General features: G+C 69.0%; 25 protein-coding genes and 1 pseudogene. 8 read left to right on the top strand and 18 right to left on the bottom strand.

All coding sequences use genetic code 11. The annotated features are described in order from the left end of the window. The first annotated feature begins 50 nt into the window (after window positions 1-50). From BGP73_RS12440 to BGP73_RS12415, 6 genes are read left to right on the top strand one after another with little or no spacing between them, the layout of a single operon-like run. Window positions 51-1,301 (top strand): substrate-binding domain-containing protein, encoded by a 1,251-nt coding sequence (locus BGP73_RS12440; RefSeq protein WP_069814395.1) that lies wholly within the window; start codon window positions 51-53, stop codon window positions 1,299-1,301. Window positions 1,302-1,304: 3 nt separating this feature from the next. Then, complete coding sequence (locus tag BGP73_RS12435) at window positions 1,305-2,096, top strand: ABC transporter ATP-binding protein (protein ID WP_069814394.1); 792 nt, start codon at window positions 1,305-1,307, stop codon at window positions 2,094-2,096. Further along, entirely contained in the window at window positions 2,093-2,908 is an 816-nt protein-coding gene (locus BGP73_RS12430) for an ABC transporter ATP-binding protein (protein WP_069814393.1), read from the top strand. The genes BGP73_RS12435 and BGP73_RS12430 overlap by 4 nt, the downstream gene beginning before the upstream one ends. Then, window positions 2,908-3,795 (top strand): branched-chain amino acid ABC transporter permease, encoded by an 888-nt coding sequence (locus BGP73_RS12425; protein WP_069814392.1) that lies wholly within the window; start codon window positions 2,908-2,910, stop codon window positions 3,793-3,795. Before BGP73_RS12430 ends, BGP73_RS12425 begins: the two co-directional genes overlap by 1 nt. Beyond that, the gene (locus BGP73_RS12420) at window positions 3,792-4,943 is read left to right on the top strand and encodes a branched-chain amino acid ABC transporter permease (protein ID WP_069814391.1); all 1,152 of its coding nucleotides are present in this window, start codon (window positions 3,792-3,794) and stop codon (window positions 4,941-4,943) included. The genes BGP73_RS12425 and BGP73_RS12420 overlap by 4 nt, the downstream gene beginning before the upstream one ends. Then, window positions 4,940-5,860, top strand: a complete 921-nt coding sequence (locus BGP73_RS12415) for an alpha/beta fold hydrolase (protein ID WP_069814390.1) — start codon at window positions 4,940-4,942, stop codon at window positions 5,858-5,860. The genes BGP73_RS12420 and BGP73_RS12415 overlap by 4 nt, the downstream gene beginning before the upstream one ends. Before the next feature lie 25 nt (window positions 5,861-5,885). On the opposite strand, the gene BGP73_RS12410 is transcribed toward BGP73_RS12415, so the two are convergent. The 8 genes and pseudogenes from BGP73_RS12410 to BGP73_RS12380 form a co-directional block, all read right to left on the bottom strand. Then, a complete protein-coding gene (locus BGP73_RS12410; protein ID WP_069814389.1) occupies window positions 5,886-6,254 on the bottom strand; it encodes a hypothetical protein in 369 nt (122 codons plus the stop codon). Window positions 6,255-6,376: 122 nt separating this feature from the next. Continuing rightward, entirely contained in the window at window positions 6,377-6,730 is a 354-nt protein-coding gene (locus tag BGP73_RS12405; protein WP_069814768.1) for a hypothetical protein, read from the bottom strand. Between the two features lie 189 nt (window positions 6,731-6,919). Beyond that, the gene (locus BGP73_RS12400) at window positions 6,920-7,675 is read right to left on the bottom strand and encodes a sulfite exporter TauE/SafE family protein (protein WP_244501179.1); all 756 of its coding nucleotides are present in this window, start codon (window positions 7,673-7,675) and stop codon (window positions 6,920-6,922) included. 51 nt (window positions 7,676-7,726) lie between these two features. Next, window positions 7,727-8,533: a M48 family metallopeptidase gene (locus tag BGP73_RS12395; protein WP_069814387.1), complete on the bottom strand. Its 807-nt coding sequence runs from the start codon at window positions 8,531-8,533 to the stop codon at window positions 7,727-7,729. Between the two features lie 4 nt (window positions 8,534-8,537). Next, window positions 8,538-9,725 carry a type I restriction enzyme subunit R domain-containing protein gene (locus BGP73_RS23940; RefSeq protein ID WP_374701140.1) on the bottom strand — a complete coding sequence of 396 codons (1,188 nt, stop codon included), beginning with the start codon at window positions 9,723-9,725 and terminating at the stop codon, window positions 8,538-8,540. A gap of 713 nt (window positions 9,726-10,438) precedes the next feature. After that, window positions 10,439-12,061: pseudogene (locus tag BGP73_RS23935) on the bottom strand (DEAD/DEAH box helicase family protein); the annotation flags it as partial. A gap of 261 nt (window positions 12,062-12,322) precedes the next feature. Then, the gene (locus BGP73_RS12385; protein WP_069814386.1) at window positions 12,323-12,631 is read right to left on the bottom strand and encodes a hypothetical protein; all 309 of its coding nucleotides are present in this window, start codon (window positions 12,629-12,631) and stop codon (window positions 12,323-12,325) included. Further along, window positions 12,628-12,993 carry a hypothetical protein gene (locus BGP73_RS12380; RefSeq protein ID WP_079127478.1) on the bottom strand — a complete coding sequence of 122 codons (366 nt, stop codon included), beginning with the start codon at window positions 12,991-12,993 and terminating at the stop codon, window positions 12,628-12,630. Before BGP73_RS12380 ends, BGP73_RS12385 begins: the two co-directional genes overlap by 4 nt. Before the next feature lie 196 nt (window positions 12,994-13,189). Between BGP73_RS12380 and BGP73_RS12375 the strand changes: the two genes are divergently transcribed. Next, on the top strand, window positions 13,190-13,984 hold the full coding sequence (locus BGP73_RS12375; RefSeq protein WP_069814385.1) for a helix-turn-helix domain-containing protein: 795 nt from the start codon (window positions 13,190-13,192) through the stop codon (window positions 13,982-13,984). Next, window positions 13,977-14,252 (top strand): DUF397 domain-containing protein, encoded by a 276-nt coding sequence (locus BGP73_RS22035; protein WP_079127477.1) that lies wholly within the window; start codon window positions 13,977-13,979, stop codon window positions 14,250-14,252. The genes BGP73_RS12375 and BGP73_RS22035 overlap by 8 nt, the downstream gene beginning before the upstream one ends. On the opposite strand, the gene BGP73_RS12370 is transcribed toward BGP73_RS22035, so the two are convergent. The 10 genes from BGP73_RS12370 to BGP73_RS12320 form a co-directional block, all read right to left on the bottom strand. Continuing rightward, a complete protein-coding gene (locus tag BGP73_RS12370; RefSeq protein WP_069814384.1) occupies window positions 14,190-15,416 on the bottom strand; it encodes a restriction endonuclease subunit S in 1,227 nt (408 codons plus the stop codon). The genes BGP73_RS22035 and BGP73_RS12370 overlap by 63 nt on opposite strands. Further along, window positions 15,406-18,090, bottom strand: a complete 2,685-nt coding sequence (locus BGP73_RS12365) for an N-6 DNA methylase (RefSeq protein ID WP_069814383.1) — start codon at window positions 18,088-18,090, stop codon at window positions 15,406-15,408. Before BGP73_RS12365 ends, BGP73_RS12370 begins: the two co-directional genes overlap by 11 nt. Before the next feature lie 98 nt (window positions 18,091-18,188). Next, window positions 18,189-18,848, bottom strand: a complete 660-nt coding sequence (locus tag BGP73_RS12360; RefSeq protein WP_069814766.1) for an RloB family protein — start codon at window positions 18,846-18,848, stop codon at window positions 18,189-18,191. Next, window positions 18,848-20,194, bottom strand: a complete 1,347-nt coding sequence (locus BGP73_RS12355; protein ID WP_079127476.1) for an AAA family ATPase — start codon at window positions 20,192-20,194, stop codon at window positions 18,848-18,850. The genes BGP73_RS12360 and BGP73_RS12355 overlap by 1 nt, the downstream gene beginning before the upstream one ends. Window positions 20,195-20,843: 649 nt before the next feature. Continuing rightward, window positions 20,844-21,584: an SDR family NAD(P)-dependent oxidoreductase gene (locus tag BGP73_RS12350; protein ID WP_212732808.1), complete on the bottom strand. Its 741-nt coding sequence runs from the start codon at window positions 21,582-21,584 to the stop codon at window positions 20,844-20,846. 87 nt (window positions 21,585-21,671) lie between these two features. After that, window positions 21,672-22,580 carry a bifunctional helix-turn-helix transcriptional regulator/GNAT family N-acetyltransferase gene (locus BGP73_RS12345; RefSeq protein ID WP_069814380.1) on the bottom strand — a complete coding sequence of 303 codons (909 nt, stop codon included), beginning with the start codon at window positions 22,578-22,580 and terminating at the stop codon, window positions 21,672-21,674. 447 nt (window positions 22,581-23,027) lie between these two features. After that, entirely contained in the window at window positions 23,028-23,384 is a 357-nt protein-coding gene (locus BGP73_RS12340) for a hypothetical protein (RefSeq protein WP_069814379.1), read from the bottom strand. Between the two features lie 562 nt (window positions 23,385-23,946). Next, the gene (locus BGP73_RS12330; protein ID WP_069814377.1) at window positions 23,947-24,687 is read right to left on the bottom strand and encodes a class I SAM-dependent methyltransferase; all 741 of its coding nucleotides are present in this window, start codon (window positions 24,685-24,687) and stop codon (window positions 23,947-23,949) included. 319 nt (window positions 24,688-25,006) lie between these two features. Further along, window positions 25,007-25,465, bottom strand: a complete 459-nt coding sequence (locus tag BGP73_RS12325) for an RraA family protein (RefSeq protein ID WP_244501197.1) — start codon at window positions 25,463-25,465, stop codon at window positions 25,007-25,009. A 255-nt stretch (window positions 25,466-25,720) separates the two neighbouring features. Further along, on the bottom strand, window positions 25,721-26,671 hold the full coding sequence (locus BGP73_RS12320; RefSeq protein ID WP_069814376.1) for a DUF5996 family protein: 951 nt from the start codon (window positions 26,669-26,671) through the stop codon (window positions 25,721-25,723). Window positions 26,672-26,681: the final 10 nt, after the last annotated feature.

The raw sequence follows: 26,681 nt of genomic DNA, 5'->3' as shown, positions 1-26,681 counted from the left end.
CCGGCGACGCGCGGTGACGGGCGGCGTCGAGACTTCGGGAGCCGGCCATCATGCGTTCCAACCCCAGCAAGAGATCCGCCACCGGAGGTTCCCTCAGCCGAAGGTCCGCGACCGCCGCGTCGGTGGTCGCCGCCACGGCGCTGCTTGCGGCGTGTTCCGCCGCGGGCACGGCCGGCTCGGACGATGCGGAAGGCGACGGTTCCGCTGCGGTCAAGGTGGGGCTCGTCCACTCGACCAGCGGGCCGCTCGCCGACTACGGGAAGCAGTACAAGGCGGGCTTCGAGGCGGGGCTCGACTACGCGACCGGCGGCACCGGAAAGGTCGACGGCCACCCGATCGAGGTCATCCAGCGGGACGACGCCAGCGACGCCGCGAAGTCCGTCTCGGAGGCCAAGGACCTGATCGGGCAGGGCGTCAGGATCATCGCCGGCACCACCGACTCGGGCGCTGCTCTCCAGGTGGCGCCGCTCGCCGCCCAGAACAAGGTGCTCTACATCAACGGGCCCGCCGCCACCGACACCGTCACCGGCGTCAACGAGTACACCTTCCGCTCCGGACGCCAGTCCTACCAGGACATTCTGACCGCCGGTTCGCTCCTGGGCGGCGCCAAGGGCAAGAAGGTGACGGTCCTGGCGCAGGACTCGACGTTCGGCAAGGCCAATGTGGCCGCGGTCAAGGCCGTCCTCGGCGAGCAGGGCGCGAAGGTCGGCTCGGTCCTCGCCCCGCCGAGCGCCAACGACCTCACCCCGTTCGCCCGGCAGGTGAGGTCCGGCGCCCCGGACCTGGTGTTCGTCGCCTGGGCCGGTGCCAGCGCCCCGGCGCTGTGGACCGCGCTCAACCAGCAGGACGTGCTGAACTCCAGCAAGGTGGTCACCGGCCTCGCGGGCACCGCCTCGTACCCGATCTTCGGCAAGGCCGGCTCGAAGATCTCCTTCCTTGCCCACTACTTCCCCGGCGCGGGCGGCGGCAACGAGGCCGAGACCGCGATGCTGAAGGGCATATCGAAAGCCGGCGGGCGGCCCGACCTGTTCAGTCCGGACGGGTTCACCGCCGCCCAGATGATCGTGGAAGCCGTCAGGTCGGGGAGCGCCACGGACACCTCGGCCATGGTGAAAGCGCTGGAGGGCTGGTCCTTCGACGGGGTCAAGGGCCGCACCCAGGTCCGGGCCGAGGACCACGCCCTGCTCCAGCCGATGTTCACGGCCAAGCTCGCCGGCACCGGGAAGCAGGCCGAGCCGGAGCTGCTGGACACCCTGCCGATGGACGCCGTGACGCCTCCGGTAGCGAAGCCGGCGGGCTGAGCGATGACCGCACCGAACGAGGCTCCCGGCCGCACCCCCGGGGCCGGGGCAACGGCGCCGGTGCTCCAGGCCGAGGGGCTGAGCTGGTCGGTCGGAGGCGCCACCATCGTCCAGGACGTCTCCTTCGAGGTCGGCGAGGGTGAGTTCCTGGCCTTCATCGGCCCCAACGGAGCGGGCAAGACCTCCCTGTTCAACCTGGTCAGCGGGTTGGTCCCGGCCTCCGCCGGGACCGTGCGGCTCGACGGCTCGGACATCACGGCGGAGCCCGCGCACGCCCGGGCCCGGCGCGGTCTCGGCCGGACCTTCCAAACCTCCAGCCTCTGGCCCGAGATGACGGTGGCCGACCACGTCCGGCTCGCGGCCCAGGCCGCCTCGGGCGGCTCGTACCGGATCTGGCGGCGGGCCGCCGGATACCAGCGCGAACTCGAACACGTCCTGGAGCGCACCGGCCTCAGCCACCGCGCGGACGCCCCGGCCGACGGCCTCTCCCACGGCGAGAAACGAAAACTGGAACTGGCGGTGCTGCTCGTCGGCGAACCGCGGGTGATGCTCCTCGACGAGCCGATGGCCGGAGTGAGCGCCGAGGAAGTGCCGGTGCTGGCCGAACTGATCCGCTCCCTGCACCGCGACGAGGGACGCACGGTGCTCATGGTCGAACACCATATGGACATCCTGCTGAGCCTGGCGGACCGGCTGGCCGTGATGCACCACGGCACCCTGCTCACGGTGGACACCCCGCGGGCCGTGATGGCCGACGCCACCGTCCAACAGGCCTACCTCGGGGAGGAGCTGTGACCGGGCCGGCCGAACCCCTGCTCGCGGTACGCGACCTGAAGGTGGTCATCGGCGGCCGCCACATCCTGCACGGCGTCCACCTCGATGTGGCGCCCACCGGGGTGACCGCCCTCCTCGGCCGCAACGGCGCCGGGAAGACGACCACGGTACGCGGCATCCTGGGGCTCGTCCCCCGCACCGGCAGCGTGCTGTTCGACGGCGCGGAGACCGTCCGCCTGCCCACCCACGCCCTGGTCCGCCGGGGCATCGGGTACGCCCCGGAGGACCGCGGGGTGTTCGCCTCGCTCACCGTCGCCGAGAACCTCCGTCTGGCCGAACGCTCCGGCGCCGGCCGGCCCGCCTACGACCTGGTGCACGAGTTGTTCCCGGAGCTCAAGCAGCGCGCGGGGCAGGCCGCGGGCACGCTCTCGGGCGGACAGCAGCAGATGGTGGCCATCGCCCGCACCCTCCTGGGCGACAACCGGCTGATCATCGCGGACGAGCCCACCAAGGGCCTGGCGCCCAAGGTGGTCTCCGAGGTCGCCCAGGTGCTGGAGCGGGCCGCCGAGGCCGTGCCGGTGCTGCTCGTGGAGCAGAACCTCGCGCTGGTACGCCGGCTCGCCGAGCACTGCGTGGTCCTGGCCGACGGCCGCACCGCGCACCAGGGCGCGGCGGCCGAACTGCTCGCCGACAGCGCGGCCACCCGCAGGCTGCTCGGCGTCGGAAGGCGTCGAACCGACGGAGCCGGGCCTCCGGAACGGGAGCACACCATGGACCGACCACCAGCCCCGTCATCCGCCGGGGCCGCGCAGGGCACCGAGGCGGGTGCCTGATGTCCACCGTCGTGCTGCTCGTCTTCACCGGCCTGGGCCTGGGCGCCCTGTACTTCCTCGTGGCCTCCGGGCTCTCCCTGATCTTCGGCCTGATGGACGTCCTCAACTTCGCCCACGGAGCGCTCCTGTCCATCGGCGCCTACGCCACCTGGTGGGCCGCCTCCGGCCAACTGCCCGGCGCCGGCCCCGGAGGCGCCGGCTTCCTGCTCGCCGTGCTCTTCGGCACGGCCGTCGGCACCCTGGCCGCCGTCGTCCTCGAACTCGCCGTCATCCGCCCGCTCTACACCCGCCCCCGTGAGCAGATCCTCGCCACCGTCGGCGTCGGGCTCTCCGTCCCCGCACTGCTCTCCGGGGTCTGGGGCGCGGACGCCAGGCCCTTCCCCGGGCCCGAGGCGCTCTCCGGCACCTTCGGGCTGCTCGGGGCCCGCATCCCGGTCAACCGCCTGGTCCTGATCGCCGCCGCCCTGACCGTCCTGATCGCGCTCAAGCTCTTCCTCTCCCGCACCCGGCACGGCCTGGTCGTCCGGGCGGGGGTCGAGGACCGGGCCATGGTCACGGCGCTCGGCATCGACGTGCGCAAGGCCTTCACCCTGGTCTTCGCCATCGGCGGAGCCGCGGCCGCTCTGGGCGGCGCGCTCGGCGGCCTCTACTTCGGTTCGGTCGACCCCGGACAGGGCACCTCGCTGCTGATCTTCGCCTTCGTGGTGGTCGTGATGGGCGGCATGGGCTCCGTCGCCGGAGCCGCCCTGGCCTCGGTCGGCGTCGGCCTGGTCCAGCAGTTCGCCAACTACTACACCGCCGCCGGGCTCGGCGACCTCGCCGTCGTCGTGATGCTCGCCGCGCTGCTGCTCGTCAAGCCGAGCGGACTCACCGGGAGGCTCGCGTGACCACCGCCACGGAGATTACGGCCGAACCCCAGCCGAAGGGCGGGGACGCCGCCCCATCCGTCGGAGCCCCCTCCACCACCCGCCGTCTCACCCGCTGGTGGCCGGCCGCGCTGCTGCTCGCCCTGGTCGTGGCGCCCTACAGCGCCCTGCCGCTGCCGGGCCTGCTCGCCGGACCGATCGGCAGCCCGGGAAGCCTGCAACTCCTCGCCCTCTGCCTGGTGTTCGGTGCCCTCGCCACCGGATACGACCTGCTGCTGGGCCGCACCGGCCTCCTCTCCTTCGGCCATTCCCTGTACTTCGCCGCCGGCACCTACGCCACCGGCGTGATCATGCACCAGGCCGGTCTGCCGTTCGCCGTGTCGGCGCTGCTCGCCCTGCTCTTCGGGGTGGCGCTGGCCGCGCTGCTCGGCTCGGTCAGCCTGCGGGTCAGCGGCATCGGCTTCTCCATGGTCACCCTCGCCTTCGCCCAGGCCGGATCGATCCTGGTGGAGCGCGACCCGGGCGGCGTCACCGGTGGCGAGGAGGGCCTGGCGGCCCCCGCCGAACTCCTGCCCGGCTGGCTCACCGGCATCCAGAACACCGCCAACCTGTACTGGATCGCGCTCGCCTACGCGGTGTTCACCCTGGCCGTCGTGCACTGGGCGGTCCGCTCGCCCACCGGCCGGGTGTGGGAGGGCATCAAGGAGAACGAACGCCGCGTCGAGGTGCTCGGCCTGCGCACCTACGGCTTCAAACTCGTCGCCTTCGTCCTCGCCGGCGCGCTCGCCGCCCTCGGCGGCATCGTCTACCTGCTGCTGACCGGCGGCGCCACCCCGAAGACGACCACCGCCGAATTCACCCTCTCGCTCCTGGTGATGGTGGTGCTCGGCGGCAGCGGCAGCCGCTGGGGGCCGCTGCTCGGCGGCATCCTCTACACCTGGGCCGACCACCGCCTGGGCGACCTGGCCGGTTCCGGCGCCGTCGCCGACCTGCCGGCGGTACTGCGGGTGCCGCTCTCCGAACCGCTCTTCCTGCTCGGTACGTTGTTCGTCGCCCTGGTCTACCTCCTCCCCGGCGGCCTGGTCCGGCTGCCCGAACGCGTCCGCGCCGCCAGGAGGACGCGCCCCACCCCCGCCAGCGCCGACGAGCAGGAGGACACCGCACCATGACCCAGAGCAGCCCCCACGACAGCGCCGCACCGCCCGCCTGGGAGAAGTACGAGGAACTCCGCGTCCCCGTAGCCGGAGGGGAGCTGACCGTACTGCGGTGGCCCGCCGCAGATCCCGACGCACCGGTCGCGGTGGCGCTGCACGGCATCACCGCCAACGCCCTCAGCTGGGCGCGCGTCGCCGACCGGCTCGCCGGACGCGTCACGCTGGTCGCCCCGGACCTCCGGGGCAGAGCCGGCAGCGGCACCCTGCCCGGCCCGTACGGGATGGCGGCGCACGCCGCCGACGTGGCCGCGCTGGCCGACGCGCTGGAACTGCGAGGAGCCGTGCTCACCGGCCACTCGATGGGGGCCTTCGTCGCCGTAGAGACGGCCCTCCGCCACCCGGAGGAGTTCACCTCCCTGCTCCTGGTGGACGGCGGCCTCAGCTTCCCCGTCCCCGCCCACCTGGACCCGGACGAGCTGCTGACCGCCATCATCGGCCCCGCCATGGAGCGCCTCTCGATGACCTTCCCGGACCGCGCGGCCTACCGGGAGTTCTGGCAGGCACACCCGGCCTTCGCCGACTACTGGTCACCCTGGGCGGACGCCTACGTCCAGCGCGACCTCGTCGGCCGCGAGCCCGAGCTGCGCTCCTCCTGCCACATCGATGCGGTACGCACCGACGGAGCGGACCTGCTCCCCGAGAGCGCCCTGCACGGCCTCCGCTGCCCGGCGGAACTGCTCTGGGCGGAGCGCGGACTGATGGACGAAGCGCAGGGGCTGTACGACGAACAGCGCCTGGCCGCCGCCGCACTCGACCCGCAACGGATCGGGACCCACCGAGTCGCCGACACCAACCACTACACCGTGCTCATCGGCGAGGAGGGGGCGAGCACCGTGGCCCGGCACCTGATCCGCGCCGTGCGGACAGACTGACGCCGGCCGGCGCACCGGGACGGCCTCAGAGGCCCCGGTCCGCCACGGCGTCGAACAGGGGCCAGCCGTCCACCTCAACCGCCCCGGCCACGGGAAACAGTTCCCGGGCCAGGGCCTCGTCCAGCAACGCCCTCACGCTGCCGGGCCTGTGGAGGTTCAGGTACGCCCCGTCCGACAGGCGCACCACCGCGCCCTCGTCGAGGTATCCACCGGCGATGACCCGGCCGGGTCCCGGCTGGAACACCAGACGCAGACCGGTCCGGCTCCCGGAGCGCCACAACGTCACTGTGCTGCTGCACCCGGAATAGCCGCGCACCCGGTCGTGCCGGTGCCCGAAGCACCAGCCGTAGACCGTGCCGCCCACCACGATGCGGCGAACCCTGCGCCTGCCCATGGCCGGCAGCCTAGAGCCACCGCAACGGGCCGGGTTCATCGCGGGGGCGACCGTCGCTCTCAGACTGCCGGTGCTCCAGCTCCCTCGTGGCCTCAGCGGCCTGCTGCGGCACGGAGCGGAGGTCAGTGGAACTCGTGTACCACCTGGATCTCTCCGATGAGGTGGGCGTTGAAGTCGTCGAGCTCCTCAGCGGGGACCCACAGCTCAAGGATCGTCCGTCCACCAGCCTGCCGGACCGGGTAGCGAGCCAAGAACTCGGTCTCGACCTCGAAGCGGGTGACGAAACCCGCACCATCATGCTTGACGTTCCAGTCCCTGGCGATCTTGATCGCGTAGTCCTCGTCGAGGATCGGGTAGAAGATCGGCTGCTCGGGCAGGCGCGGCGGCCAGGCGCGCCAGCCGAGCTGCTGCACCAGCTCCAGTTCCCTGGGCCCCGTAGGACGCCACAGAGTCGTTGTCGCAGGCCGACTTGTCATGATCGCCACTCTCTGGTCGCAGGCCCGGGCAAGGCGTTGGTCCGAAACACCGGACGGTACCGCCTCGGGAGGCTACGGAACCAAGCAATATCCGCGGGCTGGGGCGTTCGCCCGGGGAAGGCAGTACCGGGACGCAACGACACGCCCTCGCAGCAGTCCACCCTCGACAAGCTGCGCCGGCCATGGTGGTCAGCTGTGCAGGGCGAGGTACGGGGCGAGGGCGAACAGCGTGACGATCAGGACGCGTTTGAGGGTGCGGGTGGGCAGCGCGTGGGCGATCTTCCAGCCCAGGAGCACCCCGGCGAGTTCGGGGATGCCGACCAGCGCGGCCAGCGGCCAGTCGATGGCGCCTTGGCCGAGGTAGCCCACGGTCCCCACGGCGGCGATGACGATCGACTGCACCTGAGCGGAGGCGACGGACTCCAGCACGGGCAGGCCCAGTGCGACCAGCAGGGGAACGGTGAGCATCGGCCCGCCGATGCCGACGATGCCCGCCGCGACGGCCACGGCCAATCCCAGCACCGCCACCAGCCCGGTGGGCGGCTGCGTCATCGTGGCGGCCTGTTCGTGGCGGTCCCGGTACCACACCAGGGCCGCCACGCCGGCCACGAACACCGCAAGCACCAGCCCGAACGCCTGCTTGGACACCGAGGTGTTGATCACTACACCGAGCGGGGTGCCGAACAGCGCGGTCGCCGACAGGATCAGCGCCGTGCGCCGGGTCCCGGGTTCACGCAGCTGGCCCGACCGGGTGTAGGCGGCCGTGCCCAGTACCCCGGTGGCGACGTGGGTCACGATGGCGGTGCCGGCCACCTGCGCCGGTGTCAGGTCGGTCAGGGTGAACAGCGCGATGGTGGGCAGCACACCACCGGGTCCCACCGTGGTGATCCCCACCCCGCCGATGAACCCGAGCAGGCCGAGCGCGATGAGGACCGACAGATCCATCCCGGCCACCGCCGACCTCCCATCGCTGGCCCGCCACCACGATAGGGAGGTTCAGCGGCCCGCGTCACCTGGTGCCGGGGCGATCTCCCCCATCCACATACGGCGCCCCAGTTCGTCAAGCTCGGCCCTTCGTTCCTCGTACTCCGGCAGCGCCTGCCCCAGCAGCCGCCAGAAGTCCGCACGATGCCCCGGCACCCGCACATGAGCCAGTTCATGAGCGGTGACGTAGTCGACGAGATGCATCGGCAGCTGGAACAACGGCCAACCGAGGCTCATCCGCCCCGGTCCACGCCGGCCTTCTGCCGGCCGGTAACGCCCCCAGCGCCCCCCGAGGTCGCATACCTCAAGCTCCGGTTCAGCGACCGCCATCCGGGCCGCCCAGGGCTGGAACCGGCCAACGGCCCAAGCCCGCCCGGCCCGGCAGTACCAGTCCACCAGAGCCGCTCTGCCCCGCTCCGCGTCCTGGGCCTGTTCCTCACTCAGGGTCAGCCGTCCGGCGATGAGCCGGACCCGGGCATGAGCAGGCCGGCCCGGGTCGATCGCAAGCCGGTACGAGCGGCCCAGATAGCGGACGACCTCGCCCTCGACCAGACACTTGGCGGGGCTGAGCGGGCGGGTCCGCTCGCGCAGTGCCCGTTTGCCCTTCAGCCAGGACCAGTTGGCCCGGACGAAATCCTCCGCCTCCGCCACCGGGCGCCCCTCGGGCAGGTGCAGCGTCAGGCCACCGTCGGTCTCCACGGTCAACGCGAACCGCTTGCGACGGGCGCTGACCCGCACGCCCAGCGCCAGACCGTCGACAACGAGCCGGCTCCCATGGGCGAGAGTCCTGGTGGATCGGTCGACGATGCTGGTGGCCACCGCCCTATTCTCCCCGGGACCTGGCCAGGAAGTCCTCCGGGATGGTCGCCGCGAACGCGGCGAGTCGCTCGGCGACGTACTTCAGTGGCCCCCAGTCGGTCGTGGCGGGCCGCAGCCCGCCCTTGAGCAGCTCCGTCTGCATCCGGTGTGCCAGGATGTCGAGATCCTGGCTCTGCCCCTGGTAGGACTCCTTGGCCATGACCGAGGCAGCGGTGTCGCACACGGCCTTGACCAGCGGACGGATGTCGTCGACTGGCCGCGCCACTCCGGGCTGCCCCTCCAGCTGCTGTTCCAGCAGCCGGTGCATCCGCTGCTCCAAGGGGCTGAGGCCGGCCAGCCTCGGGGCCGTCTCGGTCTCCTGTCTGACCTCGGCGAACAGCGGGCCATAGGCTTCGATCTGCTCCTCGAAGCGGTCGGGCAGCTCCCGCAAAATCTCTTCGAGCCGCTGCGAGAGCCGGGTGTACTTCTCCGGGTCCTCCCGCTTGACCCGCTCCTCCAAGTGGAAACGGAGCGCGTGTTTCATCTCCGCCGCGGCCTCCCGGGGCTCCATGGCCCGCACCTTCTCGTCGAAGAGCGGCGAGGCCAGCGATACAGGGGCGATCACCTGGTCTATCTCCGGCCCTTCGAGGTGGTCCGCGATCATCGCCCGCACCTTTCGGCCGTACCCGCGCAGCGCGAACGACGCGCCCGGCGCGTCCCGGTACAGGGTGCGGATGCGCTTCTGCAGCAGTCCCCAGCGGCGGGCGTCGGCCACGTACTCCAGGCCGTGCTCGTGCGGAAGCACTCGCTCCAGCGCGGTGAGGAACTCGTGCAGCACCTCGTCGAACCCGGAGCGCGCGTTCTCGTCCTCGAAGGCGAGTGCGGCGGACCGCACCGCGGTGAAGTCGGTGAGCGCGTCATCCGCGACGCCGTGCTCGGCCAGGAAACGGCGCACCGCGTCGGCGGCCGGCCCGAGCCCGCCGATCTCGTCGGCCATACCGCGCATGGTGTCGTCGATGTCGACCTGCCGGTACTCGGCCAGCGCCCCCTTCAGATGCTCGAACACCCCGTAGTAGTCCACGACATAGCCGATCTCCTTGCCCGGCATCGGCCGGTTGACCCGGGCCACCGCCTGGAGGAGTTCGGCGTCCCGGATCGGCCGGTCCAGGTAGAGCACCTGCTCGCGTGGGGCGTCGAAACCGGTGAGCAGCATGGACTTGACGATGAGGAAGGCGATGGGGCTCTCCGGGTGGACGGGGTCCGGCTCGACCGACGGCGCTCCCGCGCTCTCCGGTTCCTCCTCCGACCACGGGTTGTCGCCCATCCAGGCCGCCGGCGTCTCCGCTTTCCGCTGCGCCGGTACATGGGCCTCCCGCTGCGCCGGCACATGGAACGGTGTGGTGGCGACCCAGTCGGGCTCCGGTGGTAGTTGCGGAAACGCCTGGTGGAACCGCTCGATGTACCCCTCCTGCCGCGAGGGGTCGGTCCAGTACAGCCAACGGCGTAGCTTGCGCTCAGCACCGGGGAGATCACCGGCACGAAGTCGATCCGGCGCAGTAGCGAGCGGTACTGGTACGCCTGGAACAGGTACCGCAGCCGCCGCGGCAGTTCCTCCAGCGGGATGCCGGCCACCGACTCGGGGTCGAACGCGGCGAGTTCTGCCAGCAGGGCGTCGCGGGCCTCCCGCAGCGCGTGGTGGTACTCGACCGCGGCCTTCCGGCTGACCGCGGCGACCTGCGCCTTGAAATCGCCATTCGGCAACACCGAGGTCACCCAGTGCTCCAGCATGTCCTCGGCCTTGGCCCGGATCATCGGCCGGGATTCTGCGACATCACGTTCGGTGGGCCAGCGCCGCAGCAGCTGCCGCCGCTCGTCATCCGTACGGTCCCGGATGAGGTCCGCGAAATCGCGGTCCAGGCCGTCCTTGTCGAAGACCTTGCCCTGCCCGGTGCGGCCCTCGTAGCGGATGCGGACGACGACGCCGTCGTGCTCGGCGTCAGCCATCCGGTAGGTGTCGAGAAAGCCCCGGTCGGGGCCTCCGCTGAAGATCCGGCGGGTGTCCTCTTCTTTGCCCGTCGTGATCGGGGTGCCGGTGAAACCGATCTTCGCGGCGTTGGGGACGGCCTTCCGCAGCGCCGCGTGCAGCAGGCTGGTGTGTGAGCGGTGTGCCTCGTCGACGAGGACGAGGATGTCGGAGGAGGTGTTGCACTCGGGGAAGTTGGGCACCGGCCGCCGCTTCACCGCCCGGCCTTCGCGCCTGGCCCGCTCGGCCTCCCGGTACTCCTTCGTCAGGTCCCGCTCGTCCCCGCCTCCGGCCTCTGCGGCTTCGTCCTCGAAGCTGAAGCCGCCCGCCCCGTACTTCTGGATCATCGCAAAGACGACCCGCCGACCGCCGTCGCGTAGCAACCCTTCCATCTGGGTCGCCGTCTTGGCCGTCTCGACTTCGGACTCGCTCAGCTTCAGAGTCCTGGAGAGCTGGCGTTGGAGGTCTCTCCGGTCGGTGACCACGACCACGGTGAACTCACTGAGCCGATGGTGTAAATGCATCCGGCGGACGAGAAACGTCATGGTCAGGCTCTTGCCGGAGCCCTGGGTGTGCCAGATGACCCCGCCGCGCTCGTCCTCTGACATGGGCCCACTGCGCGTCCTGCCCGTGAGCAGCTTCCGCACGGCCTTCTCGGCTGCCCGGTACTGCTGGTGCCGGGCGACGGCCTTGACCGTGCGCGTCCCCCCGGATTCGCTCTCCACGGGCAACGGGATGATGTAGTGCCGTACGACATTGAGGAGCGCGGCGGGCCGCAGCACCACGCCGACAAGCTTGTGCCGCTCATTGAGCCGGCCGACGGCGTCGGGTGCTTCTGCGGTGAGCCTCGCCTCGCTCTCCGGCTCGACGGAACGCCACGGGTGGAAGTGGTCCGATGTGGAGCTGAGGGTGCCGACGTAGGCGGTCTCGGCGGTGGCCGCCACCAGCAACTGCACTGTACGGAAGAGTTCCGGGACGTCGGCCGGTCGCGGCAGCCCCTCCCCTTCACGGTCATCATCAGGAAGGGGTGCGCCGGCGTAGTCGCGCAGGTCGACCACAGCCCTGTGGATGGGGTCGGTGAGGTCGGGGCTCTTGCATTCAATGACGGCGAGCGGAACGCCGTTCACGAAGAGGACGATGTCGAGTATCGACACATAGCCCGAACGGTTCCTCACCCGTAGTTGGTCTACGACGGTGAACTCGTTCCGGCCCGTGCGCTCCTCGTGCCATTCGATGTACTGCACGGTCGCGGACGGCCCGCCGTGCGCGGCGGACGGGCCGGTGAGGACGAAGCCGCTGAGGAGCAGGTCGGTGGCGGCGAAGTTGGCCTTCTCCACGCCCCCTGCCAAGGAGACGGACGCCAGCTCCGCGATGGAGCGTCTGACGTCCGTCTCGTCCATCCACGGCTCGCCGTCCGCCGCACGGACGTTGATCCGGCGCAGGGCCGTGTCCAGCTTGTCGGCGAGGAGCGGGAGGCCCACGTCAAGCGTGCCGATCTCCTTGCCGGGCACGTGCGTCCACCCCATCGCCCGGAGCTGGGCGACGATCGGCCGCTCCACCTCGTCCCGCTCGACCTGTACCGCCACCGCCATGCCCCCGCGCTCTCCGTCTGCCGACGGTCACCGTCGCTGCCGCTCAGCCCAGATGGTCCATTCTGCGTCATCGGCGAGGGTGCGGTGGGGAGTTCCAGCCCCGGCGGTGGAGCGGAGCGACGGGACAGCGGTGTCCCGGAGCGCCGAGGTGAGCGCGGGAGTCCGGCTTGTGTGCGCCGGTGCCTGATCCGCTCGTTATCCGTCTCCGTCGAGGGCCGGAGGGATCAGACGGGCGCCCCGGCTCCGCGCGACTCGGTGCACTTCACGGAGCGATTCGGCCATCCGGGCAATGACGTAGCGGAGCTGTTCCGGGGTGACTTGCGGATCGCTGAGCATGTCCTCGACGTGATCGAGTAGCTCCGTGGCCATATCGAGCTGGGTGCTCTCGATGTTGTCCGCGACGTGGGCGACGAACCCGCTGTCGCTCCCGACGAGGTAGCAGGGCTTGCCTTCGGGGCCGGGCCAGGGCAGCAGGCGCATGGTGTCCGTCGACTGCTCGGTCATGCCGCCATCTCCGTTCCGTGGATTCCGTGAATCAGGTGCGGGCCGATGTCGATGCCGTACCCGGCGATCCAGAGGACCCCAGGGCGAGAACGCCGCCGGTAGGCAGCCGTCTGCCGCTCGTGGGCGAGGAAGTAGGGGTGGGCGAGGGAACCTGTCTCACCAGACGGGAGCATCTCGGGCGGAAGGGTCTCGGGCGGGCGGCGCCGGACCAGGGGATGGGTGGGCATCGACGGAGCGAGGGCGCGCGCGGGGGCGGGTGCGGGGGCGGGCGCGGGCCGTGTCGCTGGCAACCGGTGCCGCCCGGGCGAGGGCCAGAGGAGCCGCAGCAGCGGCTCGAAGAGGTGGGCGATAGAGTGCAACACGCTGTCATTTCCTGTTTGTTGACGGCCATGCCCCCGGACCGTTCCAGCGGTCGCGGGGGTCCCTTGTCTGTGCGGCTCCGTTCACATCGAACGAACAGTGCCGCTGTGTAGCGATTCACTCACAGACTGGAACCCTGGCGACTACTCTGACCAGGGGTGGCGAGGTGACATCGGCTCCGTCACAAAGGAGTTGACTGTGAGTAACATCTATGGGGAATGGCTCCGGGCCCAACGTGAAGCGGCCGGTCTGACCCAACAGGACCTGGCCAACCTGGCGATCATGACCCGTTCGCACATCGCCCACATCGAGGCAGGGCGCCGCATCCCGTCGAAGGAGGACGCGCGACGGCTGGACGGCGCCCTGAACACGGGCGATGTGCTGAGCAGCTTCCTGCCGCAGGAGGACGTGGCGGTCGCCGACTACTTCGAGGCGGCCCGGCAGCTCGAACAGCAGGCGACGGTGATCCAGGAGTTCGCACTCTCCCTCGTACCCGGCATCCTCCAGACGGAGGGATACGCCCGTGCAGTACTGCGGCCGAGCGTCATCCCCCGGAGTGAAGAGGAATGTGACAGGCTCCTCGTCACACGGCTGGAGCGCGGAAAGATCCTTTCCAACCCAGCAACTCCACTGGTCTGCGTTCTGTTGGACGAGGCGGTACTACACCGCCATGTCGGCAGCCCAGAGATCATGGCGGAGCAGCTGACCCACATCGTTCGCATGGTGGAGCAGGAGCGGATCCGCGTCCACGTCCTTCCTTTCGGAGCGGGCTACCACCCTCTGCTTCAGGGGATGCTGTCGCTGATGATGTTCGATGACCAGCCGCCGGTCGCCTACGGCGAGGGTGTACTCATGGGGAGGCTCCATGACTCCCCTGCTCTGGTTGGGACGTTGCAACGCACCTACACTCTCGCCCTGGGTGACGCGCTTCCTCGCAAGGAGTCGGTCGCTTTTCTTCGGGCGAAAGCAAGGGAACACGGACAATATGACTAAGCGCACCATCCCAAACGCGGCAGCACTGACCGGCTGGCGCAAGTCGTCCTACAGCAGCGGGGATGGTGGCAGCTGCGTCGAAATACTGGACAACTACCCGTCGGGTATCCCTGTCCGTGACTCAAAGACCCCAGACGGCCCTGCGATGGTCGTCCCTGAGGTTGCTTGGTTGACGTTCGTCGCAACCATCAAGGACTATCGGCCTCTACCTGACACTCCCCGCGTCAACCAGCAAGTCCGCGACAAGACCATGCTTGAGGTCGCGTAGCTTCTCCAGCTCCTCCTGGTCATGGCGGATCTGCTCGTCGAGAACTTTCGCAAGCTCGACGATCTGGCGCTGCTTCGACAGGAGCATATTCGGCACCATGAGTTCCTGGACAGCAGTCTGGGAGATATTCCCTTGACCAGTACTCCCGCTGAGCAAGGAATCGATCTGCACACGTACAGCATCTGCGCTCAACGCGATCAACAAGAAGTCGGCACGGACGGCCTTAAGGTCAGGCGTCAGGCGCAGCGTCTTATCGCTCAACATCAACCGTCCGCGAGATCGGCCGACCAAGCACACAGTACCGACAAGATTACGCGCCCCATTCGCACGGGCCATGATCAAGTCACCTGGTCGGATCTCAAGGTCTTGTCGAGGAGTCAGCTCCCGGGGAAGGCGTTTAGATTCTTCAGGGCGGAAATAGCCTGAAGATACTGCACTGACACGCACAACACCCCATTCATTTATTCCTGGAGGTTCCGTGTCGCACGATGGACTCCAACCTGCTTCAATCCCCGAAAGCACAGACCCAAGCGAGACAGTCCGCTTTTTCGCTGAAACATCGACGGCAGATTCAATAACGTCAGACAAAATCGCTTTCCGAGCGGTCCTCTGCTTTTCAATCGACGCCGCGATGGCTCTCTCCTGCGCCGATACAGCCTCGATCACTTCGACAATCCGCCGCTGGTCGGGAATCGACGGCAGGGGAAATTTCAGAGATCCGAACCGTTCCCCGCCAAGATGGGCAATACTCGTTGTCTGCTTAGCGATAGCGGCGAAAACACCTGTCTCCAACCAACGCTCGAAGATCGCCTGTGCATACGACGAGAGCAGTTGACTGCCTGGGCGGAAACGAATCAAGGTGTTCTGGTAGAAGAAGCCGTCGGCGGACTCGTCACAAATTGCGCTACGGCCGACAAGATCGAGACTCTGTCCTTCGTTCAGCAGGATGTCGCCGGACTGGAGAGCGTAAATTTCCCGCTCGGCTGCACTGAACCCCATCGTTTTGACATCGGTGTAGTCGATGCGCCCTCGAAGTACATTCGCAACGCGGAGATAAGGAAACTGCCCCGCAGCCTCCCGACTCGCGGGCGAAAGCTGCTTTCCCATGCGCACGTCGCCGACTTCTCGCACGGGAAGCCACCGGATCTCTGTCTCAGTCGGCATAACCCAGCTCCCTCAAGAACCCGTCGAGCTCAGCCGCCGTCCGTTCCCGCTCCGCCCGGATCTCCTTCAGCGATACCGCGTACTTGTCGGTCCACAGCTGGTACGCGTCCACCAACTCCCGGCGGCGACGTACCACATGCCCGTCGAGCTTTCGCGCCAAGTCGTCCCGCAGCAGCTCCAGGACCACCCGACGCTCGGCCTCCGGGTCCTCCGCGAGTTTCTGCCGGGCGGCGGTGAGCCGGGGAGGCTCCTCGTCCAGCTTGGGCGGGTTGCTCGGCCACGGGAACCAGAACTCCGCCTCCAGCCGCTTGATCAGCGCGCCCGCCTTCGCGCGCTCCTTCTTCACCGCTGCCAGTTCGGCCAACTGCTCAGCGGTGCGAACGACTTCCTCGCCGTCAGACGCATCCGTGACTGCCCCGCTCGCGCCGTCCGCCTCCTCACCACCATCGCCGTCCTCCGATGACTCCGGCTGGGCGTTGAGTTCCTTCCAGCGGGCGTCCAGCTCCGCCTTGCGCTCATCCGCCTTCGCCAGCTGCTCCAGGAAGTCCGGGGCGATCGCCGCGACCACCTTGTGGTCGTACGCCTGCCGCCGCTCGGCTGCGTTCCGCTTCCGGACCTTCCGGGTCTTCGGGTCCTGCTCCGGGGCCAGCATCGTCTCGACGTTCTCGACCCAGCCGTTCAGGACGCCCGCGAAACCGTTCTCCGACAGGGCGAGGAGGTCGTACTTGGCCTCGTACCACCAGCCGGCCACCGCGCCCGCCAGTGCGTAACGGTCGAGGAGCCCGACGCCTCGCAACCGGTCCACGAACGACGTCATCAGCGAGCCGCGCACCGCCATCAGCGCCGCCTTGCGCTCCGAGGGGGTCAGCTCGGCCAGCCGCTGCGGGGTCGCCGCCACGGCCTCCAGCTGGCGTGACTCCTCATCCCACCACTTGTCGAACACGACCCGCAGCGCGTCCTCACTCGGCCGGGCCAGCTCAGCCAGCCGGTCCGCGTCCGGACGGTCCTCTTCCGGGAGGAAGTCCAGGTAGTCGGGGTCCACCGGGTCGCGCTCCGCGAACAGGTCCTCCAGCCGCACCCCGTACGCGTCCAGCAGCTCCCGTTTCGCTTCGATCTCCGCTCGCGGCACGCCGCCCAGCAGGTGCGCCCGCACATCCTGCGGTTCGGGCGGCGGGGTGTTGTCCACGTAGCGGCGGATGTTGAGGTTGTCGTCGTTGTCCCGCAGTTCCGCGCGGGTCACCACCCGGGAGAAGCCGGGCACCTCCGCGAAGTCACGGAAGGTGGAGACGATTTTCTCCGCGTGCTCCGGTAGCAGCACGTTCTGTGCCCGCTCCGAATGGAACTCGCGGTCCGCGTTGATGAAGAGGATCTTGCCGGCCCGTTTCGGTGCCGTCTCCCCGCTCCCACCCTGGCGGGCGGTGTCAGCTGTGGCCTCGTCCTGCCACCGCTTCTTGCCCGGCGGGCGCAGCACCAGGATGCAGGCCGGGATGCCGGTACCGTAGAAGAGGTTCGGGGCAAGTCCGATGACCGCCTCGATCGCGTCCTCGTCGAGCAGTTTCCTGCGGATCTCCTGCTCCCCGCCGCCGCGGAACAGCACACCGTGCGGCATGACGGTGATGACCATGCCGCCGCGCCCTTCCCGCTTGGTCATCCAGAGCATGTGCTGGAGGAACATCAGGTCGGCCTTGCCGCGCTCGCTGGTCGCCCCGTACTCCGCTCGCTGGGTGCTGTGCGCGAGGTTCTCCAGTTCGTAGTCCATGGAGAACGGCGGGTTGCTCAACACCCCGTCGAAGCGGTCCGCGTCGGACCTCGGCACATGCGCCGGCTCGGTCAGGGTGTCGCCGGTGGAGAGGTCGAAACGGGTGCTGACACCGTGCAGCACCATGTTCATCGTCGACATGATCCACGAGCCGCTGTTGGCGTCCTGACCGGCGAAGAACATGTCCGTGGAGTCGCCGCCGTGCTCCTCCACATACTCCTTGGCGTGGATGAGCATGCCGCCCGATCCGACACACGGATCGTAGACGCGCATCTTCTGCCGGGGGTCCAGCAGCTCCACCATCATGCGGACCACGGCGCGCGGAGTGTAGAACTCTCCGCCCTTGCGGCCGGCCGAGTCCGCGAACTCCTTGATCAGGTACTCGTACGCGGCACCGATGAGGTCCGGGAACTCGAAGTCGTCCGTCCGCAACCGGACTCGGCCGAAGTGAGCGATGAGCAGCCCCAGCCGGTGGTCAGCGAGCTTGGCCGCACCCGCCGCCGCGCCGGAACCACCGATACGGTTGAAGTCCAGGTGGTCGAAGAGGCCCCGGAGCTTGTGGTTCTCGCCTTCCAGGGCCTGAAGGGCGGGGCGCAGCAACTCCTCGTTGATGTTGTGGTTGCCAGAGGAGATCTCCTGCCAGCGGGCGGGCTTCGGGACGAAGAGCACGCCACGTTCGGTATAGCCGGCCTTCTCCTCCAGGTAGCCCTCCAGCAGCTCATCGGAGAGGCCCAGCTCCTTCGGCGCCTGCTCTCTGATCTGCTCCCGCGCGGCCTCGAACTCGTCGTTGGCCCGCTTCAGGAACAGCAGGCCGAAGATGTAGTCCTTGTACTCGGCGGCGTCCATCGTGCCGCGGAGAATGTCCGCGGCGGCGAACAGGTGCCGCTCCAACTGCGCGAGCGTGAGCTTGGCCACGTGACCGACTTCCCTACCTGCGACCGGATGTGACGTACGAACCCTACGGCGGCCGCGGGGTCCGTTGATAACCGTGCGACCGGACCGGTCGGCAGCGGTCAGTAGGAGGTGACACCCATGCCTTGCTCGACGAACTCGAAGACGTCCGTGTACGGGTCGCGCAGCACCTTCGGCACATGCGTGTCATGGGCCGCGTTCATTTTCTCGGCACGTTTCCTGGCATCCGCGTAGCTGCCCGGCGGGATCTGTTCGGGTAGTACCGCCTTGAGGTTCACGGCGCTCTTGGCGAACGGCAACCGCGCCGCCGCCATATCGCAGACGCCACCGAACGTGCCGGTCACCGACTTGTGGTGCAGCAGCCGCCACACCTCGAAGCAGGGGTGGGAGAAGGCGACCCGCACCCCGGCGTCCTCGGCCTGCTTCAGCGCCTCCTCCACGAGTTCGTGCTGGTCACGGTCGAACAGGCACCAGACCGCCGGCCAGTACGCCTTCTCCAGGCGGCTGCGCTTGGCCGCCCTGGTCTCCTCGCGCATCAGCCGGGTCGCGGCTTCGACGAGCTTGATCGGTTTGCGCTGTGAGCCAGGTGCCGAAGCGTTGGCGATACGGACCTCCACGCCGGTGGCACCGGCCCGCTCCCGAACGATCCGGATGTACTCGGGCTCGGTCACCCGACCCTCGGTGAAGACGTGCACGACCTTGCGGCGCCGCCCGGACCGATTCGCCGGCCCCAGCGAGTCCCTCCCCCTGGTACGCGCCATCAGCACCGCCCCGGCTCGAACTCACGTTCTGGCTCGTTGGCCGCCATCAGCCCTCGGGCGATCTGCCCCTCCAGGAGCGCGGGCACGGCACCGAAGGCGCCGGCCAGATACGACTTCATGAGGTCCTCGGCCTCCCCCGGGGAGGCCGCTGTCAGCGGATACAGCTCGGTCGCGCCGTCCGAGCCCTTCTCGGTCAGCCACACCTGCCCCGGCTCCAACAGGCGACCGCCGCTCGGGGTCGTCAGCACGGAAGGATCGTGCGAGGTGAAGATCAGCTGCGCGCCCCTGGGATTGGCCTGCGGCTCGTGGAACAGACGCACGACCTCTGCGGCGAACCGCGGGTGCAGGCTCGCATCCAGCTCGTCGACGAGAAGTACGGCTCCCTCGTCGAGCGCCGCCAGCAGCGGTCCGAGCAGCGCGAACCAGGAGCGGGTACCGAAGGACTCCTGCCCCCAGTCGAAAGCCACCTCCCCGGCGGCTGACCGGTGGACGAGCTTGACCTCCGGCCCCTCCCCGCCCTTCTGGACAACCTCCGCCCCGGTGATCCCGAGGTCGGCGATCCGCAGCAGCTCGGTGATGCGACGGGCGCGTCTGCCGGACAGCTCCTTCGCCGTGAACACCTCACGATGCTTGCGTTCGACCTCTGGGTTGATGAGCCACAGATTGCGACGGAACCAGTGGAAGAGCGGAGAGAGCTGGGGATGGTTGTCCGTGCCGGCAGTGGACAGCAGCAGAGCATTGGGGCGGGTGCGCCGCTCCAGCTGGGAGCGGTCCCTCACCCGATTGCCCGGCCACTGGTACTCCTTCTGGCGTGAAGCATCGCGGTCGAGCCATATCTGGCGGCGGCCCCGGGGGTAGCTGTGCAGCCACTCCGCCTCGACGCGTTCCGAGCCGAGCTCGAAGCCGTAGGTCCAGCGCACATCGTCAAGCGTTAGATCCACCTCGAAGAAGCTCGGCTCGTCACTCACCTCGGCATCCAGGGCGAAGGGAACCCGTACGGTGCCGTCGTACGAGGCCCAGCGTCCGTAGGAATTCAGCACCGCGTTGCGCATGTCGGTCAGGGCCGCCAGTACGTTCGACTTGCCCGAGGCGTTGGCTCCGAAGATGCCGACCAGCGGAAAGACGTCAACCGACCGGTCACCAGCCAGTACCAACCTGCGCGCCACTGCGCTGGGCTCTGTCGCGCCAGGCTCGTCAGGGACGGCTTCCTTGAGCTCAGGCACACCGCTGCCGGGCTCCTCGGCAACGGCTCTACGCGCGCCGGACTCGTCACCGGGTGCGACAAAAGTGAGCTCGTGTTCGTCTCTGAGCGAGCGTACGTTCGCCAGGCGGAACCGGAGCAGCACCTGTCCCCCTCTCTGCCTTCACCGCCTAATGCCGGCTTCTGCGTCAGCGTAACCGCCCGTGGCGCGGCCGGCTCGGTCCAACGGTGACCCGACTTCGGAGCGTATCGGTCATGACCGACAGTCGGGGGCTTCCAGCATGCGATGAGAGTGCTGGGTATGACGCGGCCGGAGGAATCCGCAGCGGAGGTCGGCTCCCTTTCGATCCACCCACCGAAGCGGCGGCACATCTCGTTCTCGGCGAAGACTGCACCGCTCGCGGAGCTGCTCCGCACCGTATTCGACGCATGGGCATCGCACACATGTGCCAGGTTGTGGCCGTCAGTGACGGCACGGTAAAGAAGCGACATCTCCGAGGTCCTTCCTAAACCTCGGCAGGCTCACGGCAGCAGATACGGCCCCTCCCTTCGTTGCCGCAACCTCCCGCTACGGTCAGCGGGCGAGCGTTCCTGCCTCGACGACGAAGGCAGCCAGGACGGGCATGACAAGCATGATGCGCCGGCGTCATGCGGTCGACCCACGGACCTGGGTCCGCACTACGGCCTGCGGCCACCGCACGATCTTCAGGAGTCCACACCTCCCGGTGATCTCGCGGTGGCCGTCTCTCTTGCGAGCTGGCTCCTCAACGCGGTTGCGGCGCCGAGCTCGCGTGTCAGGCGGTGAAGCCGCCGTCGACGTGGATCGACGCTCCGGTGATGTACGCCCCGTCCGCACTCGCCAGATGGGCGACGGTGCCCGCTATCTCGGCGGCTTCCGCATAGCGGCCCACAGCCGTGAAGCCGGCGATCACCTCCGAGTTCGGTCCGTCAGCAGGGTTGGTTTCCGTGTCGGTGGGGCCGGGATGCACCAGGTTGACGGTGATGCCACGCGGACCGAGTTCCCGGGCCAGGCCCCTCGTCATCCCGGCCATGGCCGTCTTGCTCATCGAGTACAGCGCCAGTCCCGGAAAGACCGCACGCTCACCGACGTTGCTGCCGATGTTGATGATGCGGCCGCCCTGGCCCATGTGTCGCGCTGCCGCCTGGGACGCCGCGAACGGCGCCCGGACGTTCACCGCCAGGGTGCGATCGATCTCTGCCGACCCCAGGTCTTCGAGTGGGCCGACGAGGAAGACGCCGGCGTTGTTGACCAGGATGTCGAGTCTGCCGAACATCGCGACGGCCTCGTCCACGGCGGCGGTAACCGCCTCGGGGGTGGCGCTGTCGGCCTGGACGGCCAGTGCCCGGCGCCCTTCGGCCTCGATCTGCTCCACCACCCGGGTGGCGCGTTCCGCGCTGTTCTCATAGGTCAGCAAGATGTCGGCGCCCTCTTCGGCCAGCCGTAATGCCACAGCGGCTCCGATCCCCCGGCTGCCGCCCGTGACCAGGGCCACGTTTCCTTCAAGTCGGTTCATGACCTTGAGCATTGCTCGCACCAGCGCCGGAAGCTGGCGAGAATCCGACCCGGCGTTCGACCTCCGGGACGGCAGCGACCGCTCCGATCACGTGAACTCACGGATGCCGGAGGTGAGCTGTTTCTCGAACCAGTGGTGGGCATAGGGCTCGTCGTTGAAGGCCGGGACCTCGGTGTACCCGCTGTCGCGGTACAGACGGGTGGCCGCTTCGAGGGCCCGGTTGGTGTCGAGGCGCACCAGATCGCTGCCGTGCCGGGTGGCACGCTCCTCAAGTTCGGACAGGAGGCGCCGGGCCAGGCCCAGCCCGCGGGTCCGGGGGGAGACCCACAGCCGCTTGATCTCGGCGGGGGCTCCCGTCGTCAGCTTGAGCCCGGCACAGCCGACCGGATCGCCGTGCAGCCGGGCGACGAGGAACAGGCCGAGTGGCGCACGCAGTTCTCGCGGGTCGGGGAGCAGGCTGTTCGCGGGGTCGAAGCCCCCCTCGATGAGCCCCTGCAACTCGGCGGCGTAAGCCCGCAGACAGTACGCGGCGTCCGGGTGGTCGGGGTCGAGCACTTCCAGCGAGACCACCGATGCGGTCAGCAGCCGCTCGACCTCCGCCATGGCCGAGGTCAGCTTCTCCCGCTGCCGGGTGTCGAGCGGGTCGAGGAGCGATGCGGCCAGTGCGTCGCTGCGGTCGTCGAGAAGCGCGCGCTCCTTCCGCCCGGCCTCGGTGAGCCGTACGGTGCGCACCCGCCGGTCGCCAGGGTGGGGCTCGACGGCGACCAGGCCGTCGCGCTCGAGCGCCCGCAGCAGCCGGCTGACGTAACCGGAGTCCAGGCCGAGTCGGGCTCGAACGCTGCGGACGTCGTCTGTGCCCTCGTCGCCGATCTGCCAGAGCAGCCGGGCCTGCCCGTAGGGGCGTGCACCGCCCAGATAACGGTCTTGCAGCACTCCCACGCGCTCGGCGACCGTCCGGTTGAAGCGCCGCACCTGTTCTACCTGCTCCCCAGTCATTCTCTGACTTTAGTCAGGTAATGACTGGGGAAGTAAAACGGTCACCGCGAGGCACCCCGTAGCCCCCGCCCAGCGCGGAGCAGCGCCGACCGCCTTCTGGCCGAACAGCTCTGCGGAGGTCACGGGAGTCGGGCGGTCGTTACGGGCGTCCTGCTCGGTGCGACCCGCTGGGCCGTCGAGTTGCCGGCGCGGACATCCTCTCCGTGGAGTTGTGCTCACCGCAGCCGCACCCGGGCATGGACGGACCCGGCCGGGTTCGAGCCCGCGGCCCGGAAACGCCGTGCTGGCGGTGTCCGTGTCCGGCGCGGGACCACCGATCCGTGTGGATGCCCCACCGCACCCCGGAACCCCGCTCAGCTGTGGAAGGCAAGGTGGGAGGGAAGTGGCGGCCGTGGCCCAGCTCACGCCCTTGAGCTCCGTTCCTGGCAGCCGTCCCCGGTGATTCGCTCAGGCTGCCGGTGTCCCTGTCACGGCCTTCGCCAGGCGCACCAGCCCGGGGAGGCGGCGATGCAGGGAAGCCGGTTGACCCATCCCGTCGAACTGCACGATCAGCATTTGGTCCCGCAACCACCAGCTGACCAGGTCCTGTCGCACAGTCAGCTGGTGGACCTCATCTGTCACGAGCGCGCGGGCGCGCTCCATGTCGCGCGAGACGATCTCGTAGCGGCGGTCGAACGGGGCGCCCTCCTGTCCCGCCGGGGGACGGCCGGTCTCCCGGGGGAGCACACGCATCTTCGGCGCGTCCCCGATGTGTTGCACGGGCCGCAGGTGGACGAGGACGAGAGAGGCCGCGGTGACTCCCATCCCCCATCGCCTCCACGCTGGTGGCCCATATATCGACGTCGTCGGTACGCCGGTGAACCGCCATCAGGAGCCGTAGACTGCCACGGGTGCTGCTCTTACGCACCGGCTTCGGGAGGTCCGAGGGATCCTCGATGATCCGCCAGCCGGCTGCCGCTGCTCTCGCCTTGCGTACTTCATCCGCTTCCTTGGCGGCCTGGCTCAGGCGCCGCATCTTCGGAATCAGGCAGACCAGGACGACGGCGGATATCAGGAACACTGTCAGAACCACGATGCCGATGGTGACCACCACATACAGCTGCCCGATCTGCCGAACCCCCACCCCGAGCCACCGCGTGAGTACGGTCTGTGGGCAGGGCCCCTCGTGATGGAGCCTGTGCCGACCTGAAGTTCGCTGGTGCCCCTGCCCCGGGGACACCCAGGGCCGCTACTGGGTGCGGGGGCCGGGCACCTCTTCACTGACGTGAGGCGCGCCGATGGCCGCCGCCGGGTGTGGAAGCCACATCACCAGCATGGGACTGGGCCTGTCCGGCGAGGGGACGCCTCCACGTCTCGGTGCGGGGACTTACGGTTTGTGCGTTACCCAGAGCAGTTCCGCCGGCCAGCGGTGTGCCCAGTCGGGCGGGTCGGTTTCGTTGTAGCCATTGGGGGTTCCGAGTTCGGGCCGCGGCTCGATGAGGTCGTCGATGATGAGACCCGCGCCGCGCAGGACCTTGACCCAGTCGCCGTAGGTGAGCTGATAGCTGGTCGCGCCGTCGCCTTCGGCGATGGTGTTCAGCCCGAAGTAGTCCTGCTGCAGCGTCGTGGTCACGCGGCTGGCGGCTTCGTCGTAGCAAGCTTCGAACCATGGGCTGGCGACGTTGAACACCAGGCGCCCGCCTCGGCCCAAGACACGTGCGGCCTGCGGGACGGCCAGGTGCGGGGGCGCCCAGCTGAGCCCACCGAAGTCGCAGAACACCAGGTCGAAGCTGTCGGCTGCGAAGGGGAGTTGTTCGGCGGCGCCTTGCACTAGCGCATAGCGGGCCGCTCCCATCGCGCAGGCTGCTGCGTCGAGTTGGGCTTCGGACAGGTCGAGCCCGACCACGGTGGCGCCCTCGGCGGCGAGCGCCCTGGACCACTGGCCGGCACCGCAGCCGAGTTCGAGGACGCGCTTGCCGGTGACGTCGCCCAGGGCGTGCAGGTGCGCGTCGGGGATGGAGTACATGCCCCACAGCCGGGGTGTGGCGCCGATTCTCGGGTCGTGCCTGTGCTGGTAGGCGCTGCTGATCTGGTTCCAGAGCCGCCGGTTGGCGGGGATGCTGTCCACGCGCCGACTCCAGCACTGCCTGCCGGGGCGGTCAACACGATTAGGGCACTGTCCGGCCCTCGCCCGGTCCGGCCCTGGCTCGGACCGTGTTCCGCCGGGGCGCCCCCTGGTGCTGTGACCGGGAAGGTTCACCGGCTCGCGACGCCCGGCACGGCTCCTCGCCGCGCTGTCACATCACCCGAGTACATCCAGTACCCGAGTGGTGCTCCGCCTTGCGATGTTCCTCCACCGCCCTGAACGGGCGTGGGAGGTGCCCCCAGCACCGGACGCCGCGAGCTTCCCGGCAGACCTTCCCGGTCACAGCACTGGCAGTCTCTCCTCAGCGCGGTAGTTCCTCGCCGCGGATCCGCTCGGCGGCCTCGGCGTCCTCGGCATCGACTCTGGCCGCCTCATCGAGCACACGCGGCAGGCTTCTGGCGGGAATCACCACGGCCCCCGAGGAATCGGCGAACACGTAGTCGCCCGGGACCACGCAGACCCCTGCGACTTCGACGGCGACGTTGGCCGCATAGGGCATCACCGTGTCTCCGCCCCAGCGGGTGGCCTCCCCTCGGCACCACACCGCGAACCCATGTGCCCGGAGCTCGTCGAAGTCACGCAGCCTTCCGTCCGCCAGCACACCGGCCAGCCCGTGGTTCGCCACCCTGGACAGCTTCGTTCCCCCGCCGTGTGAGGCATCGGGGTATCCCCCGCTCGACAGGACCAGCACACACCCGGCCGGGGATTCTCCGACCGCCTCGTAGAACAGGTCGGTGAATCCGGCAGGGGACTCCTCCAGGTCGTCGCGGTACGGCAGGTACGCGATGGTGACTGCCGGCCCGAAGAGCGGCCGGCTGGGATCAGGACTGGTGAGGCCGAGGATGGCGCACGGTGGCCGTGGACTCGCCCCATCGCGTCCGTCAGCGCCGCACAGTCGAGATCTTTCGCTTTCGCCGCGAAGTCATCGTCTCTCGCGCCACTCACATCGTCCTCCGCGTCGAGATACGTGCGTCTCGGCTCGCGGAACCATTCCGCCGGCGGCGGGTGCGGGGGGTCACGACGGATACCGATCGTTCCAGCGGCCGGGGTCCTGCTCCAGCGCGCCGCGGTCCCAGCCGCCGCGTTCGGCGGCAGCCTCATAAGTGGTCTGCAGGAAGCGCAGCAGATCGCCCTCGGGATCGGCAGCGGTCCGAACGGCCTCGTACGGCAGCAGGAACTCACCCAGATCCGCGCTGAAGGAGGCGGCTTCGGGAGAGACCGGGTGCTCGGCGAATCCATCCGGTGCCGGATAGGCATAGGCGTAGAAGGCGCCCTCCTCTCCTCCCCCGGGCCAGAATCCGCAGCTGCTCAGTTCACGACTGTAGGCTTCCCTCATAACCCAGTCGCCGAGGTGGGGAGCGCCACCGGGATGGGGCGGCGCGCTCCGTCCCGAGAAGCGCGTGCAGGCCAGGTCCATGCTTCCCCAGAAGAAGTGCACCGGGCTGACTTTTCCCATGAATCGGGCGCGGAACCTGGTCATCACACGGTAGGCCTGTAGCAGCTGCCTCCAGAAAGCCTGCGCCGCGTCGGGATCGTACGTGGCGTGCTCCAGGTCATCGGCGAATTTCACCGCTGGCTCGACCTCGTTCGGATGCGGCTGAATCGCCGCCTCGATCCCCAGTTTCCCCAGCGCCCCGAGCACCTCCGCATGGAAGTCGGCGACCGACCGGGACCGCAGCGCGACGCTTCGGGCATCGCCGCCACTGGTGCGGATGTCGAGCCGCTGGTCGAGGAAGTCGAACTCGATGTCGAAAATTCCCGAACGGTAGGGAACAGCCGAGGTGGTCAGTCCTCGGGGGCTCACATGGAGGCAGACCTGCCACCAGTGGTTCACCATCGGCGCGTGTTTCAGCTGGATCTTTCCGATGATCTGGGTCCACAGGTGCAAGGTGTCCCGCGTCTCGGTCCAGTCGGACACCCGTAGCCGTGGCCAAGCGTCCCGAGAAGCGACTACCTGCTGTGTCACGACTTCTCCT

Origin of the sequence: Streptomyces sp. TP-A0874, assembly GCF_001748085.1 — a bacterium.
In the GTDB taxonomy this organism is placed as follows: Bacteria; Actinomycetota; Actinomycetes; order Streptomycetales; family Streptomycetaceae; genus Streptomyces.
Note: the sequence above shows the minus strand (reverse complement) of the source record. Positions and strands in the feature narration are given on the sequence as shown.

Coding starts and splice junctions, on each gene's coding strand:
- BGP73_RS12440 (WP_069814395.1), top strand. CDS start 51: ATGCGTTCCAACCCCAGCAAGAGATCCGCCACCGGAGGTTCCCTCAGC.
- BGP73_RS12435 (WP_069814394.1), top strand. CDS start 1,305: ATGACCGCACCGAACGAGGCTCCCGGCCGCACCCCCGGGGCCGGGGCA.
- BGP73_RS12425 (WP_069814392.1), top strand. CDS start 2,908: ATGTCCACCGTCGTGCTGCTCGTCTTCACCGGCCTGGGCCTGGGCGCC.
- BGP73_RS12415 (WP_069814390.1), top strand. CDS start 4,940: ATGACCCAGAGCAGCCCCCACGACAGCGCCGCACCGCCCGCCTGGGAG.
- BGP73_RS12410 (WP_069814389.1), bottom strand. CDS start 6,254: ATGGGCAGGCGCAGGGTTCGCCGCATCGTGGTGGGCGGCACGGTCTAC.
- BGP73_RS12405 (WP_069814768.1), bottom strand. CDS start 6,730: ATGACAAGTCGGCCTGCGACAACGACTCTGTGGCGTCCTACGGGGCCC.
- BGP73_RS12400 (WP_244501179.1), bottom strand. CDS start 7,675: ATGGATCTGTCGGTCCTCATCGCGCTCGGCCTGCTCGGGTTCATCGGC.
- BGP73_RS23940 (WP_374701140.1), bottom strand. CDS start 9,725: ATGCTGCTCACCGGTTTCGACGCCCCACGCGAGCAGGTGCTCTACCTG.
- BGP73_RS12385 (WP_069814386.1), bottom strand. CDS start 12,631: ATGACCGAGCAGTCGACGGACACCATGCGCCTGCTGCCCTGGCCCGGC.
- BGP73_RS22035 (WP_079127477.1), top strand. CDS start 13,977: ATGACTAAGCGCACCATCCCAAACGCGGCAGCACTGACCGGCTGGCGC.
- BGP73_RS12370 (WP_069814384.1), bottom strand. CDS start 15,416: ATGCCGACTGAGACAGAGATCCGGTGGCTTCCCGTGCGAGAAGTCGGC.
- BGP73_RS12360 (WP_069814766.1), bottom strand. CDS start 18,848: ATGGCGCGTACCAGGGGGAGGGACTCGCTGGGGCCGGCGAATCGGTCC.
- BGP73_RS12350 (WP_212732808.1), bottom strand. CDS start 21,584: ATGAACCGACTTGAAGGAAACGTGGCCCTGGTCACGGGCGGCAGCCGG.
- BGP73_RS12345 (WP_069814380.1), bottom strand. CDS start 22,580: ATGACTGGGGAGCAGGTAGAACAGGTGCGGCGCTTCAACCGGACGGTC.
- BGP73_RS12340 (WP_069814379.1), bottom strand. CDS start 23,384: ATGGGAGTCACCGCGGCCTCTCTCGTCCTCGTCCACCTGCGGCCCGTG.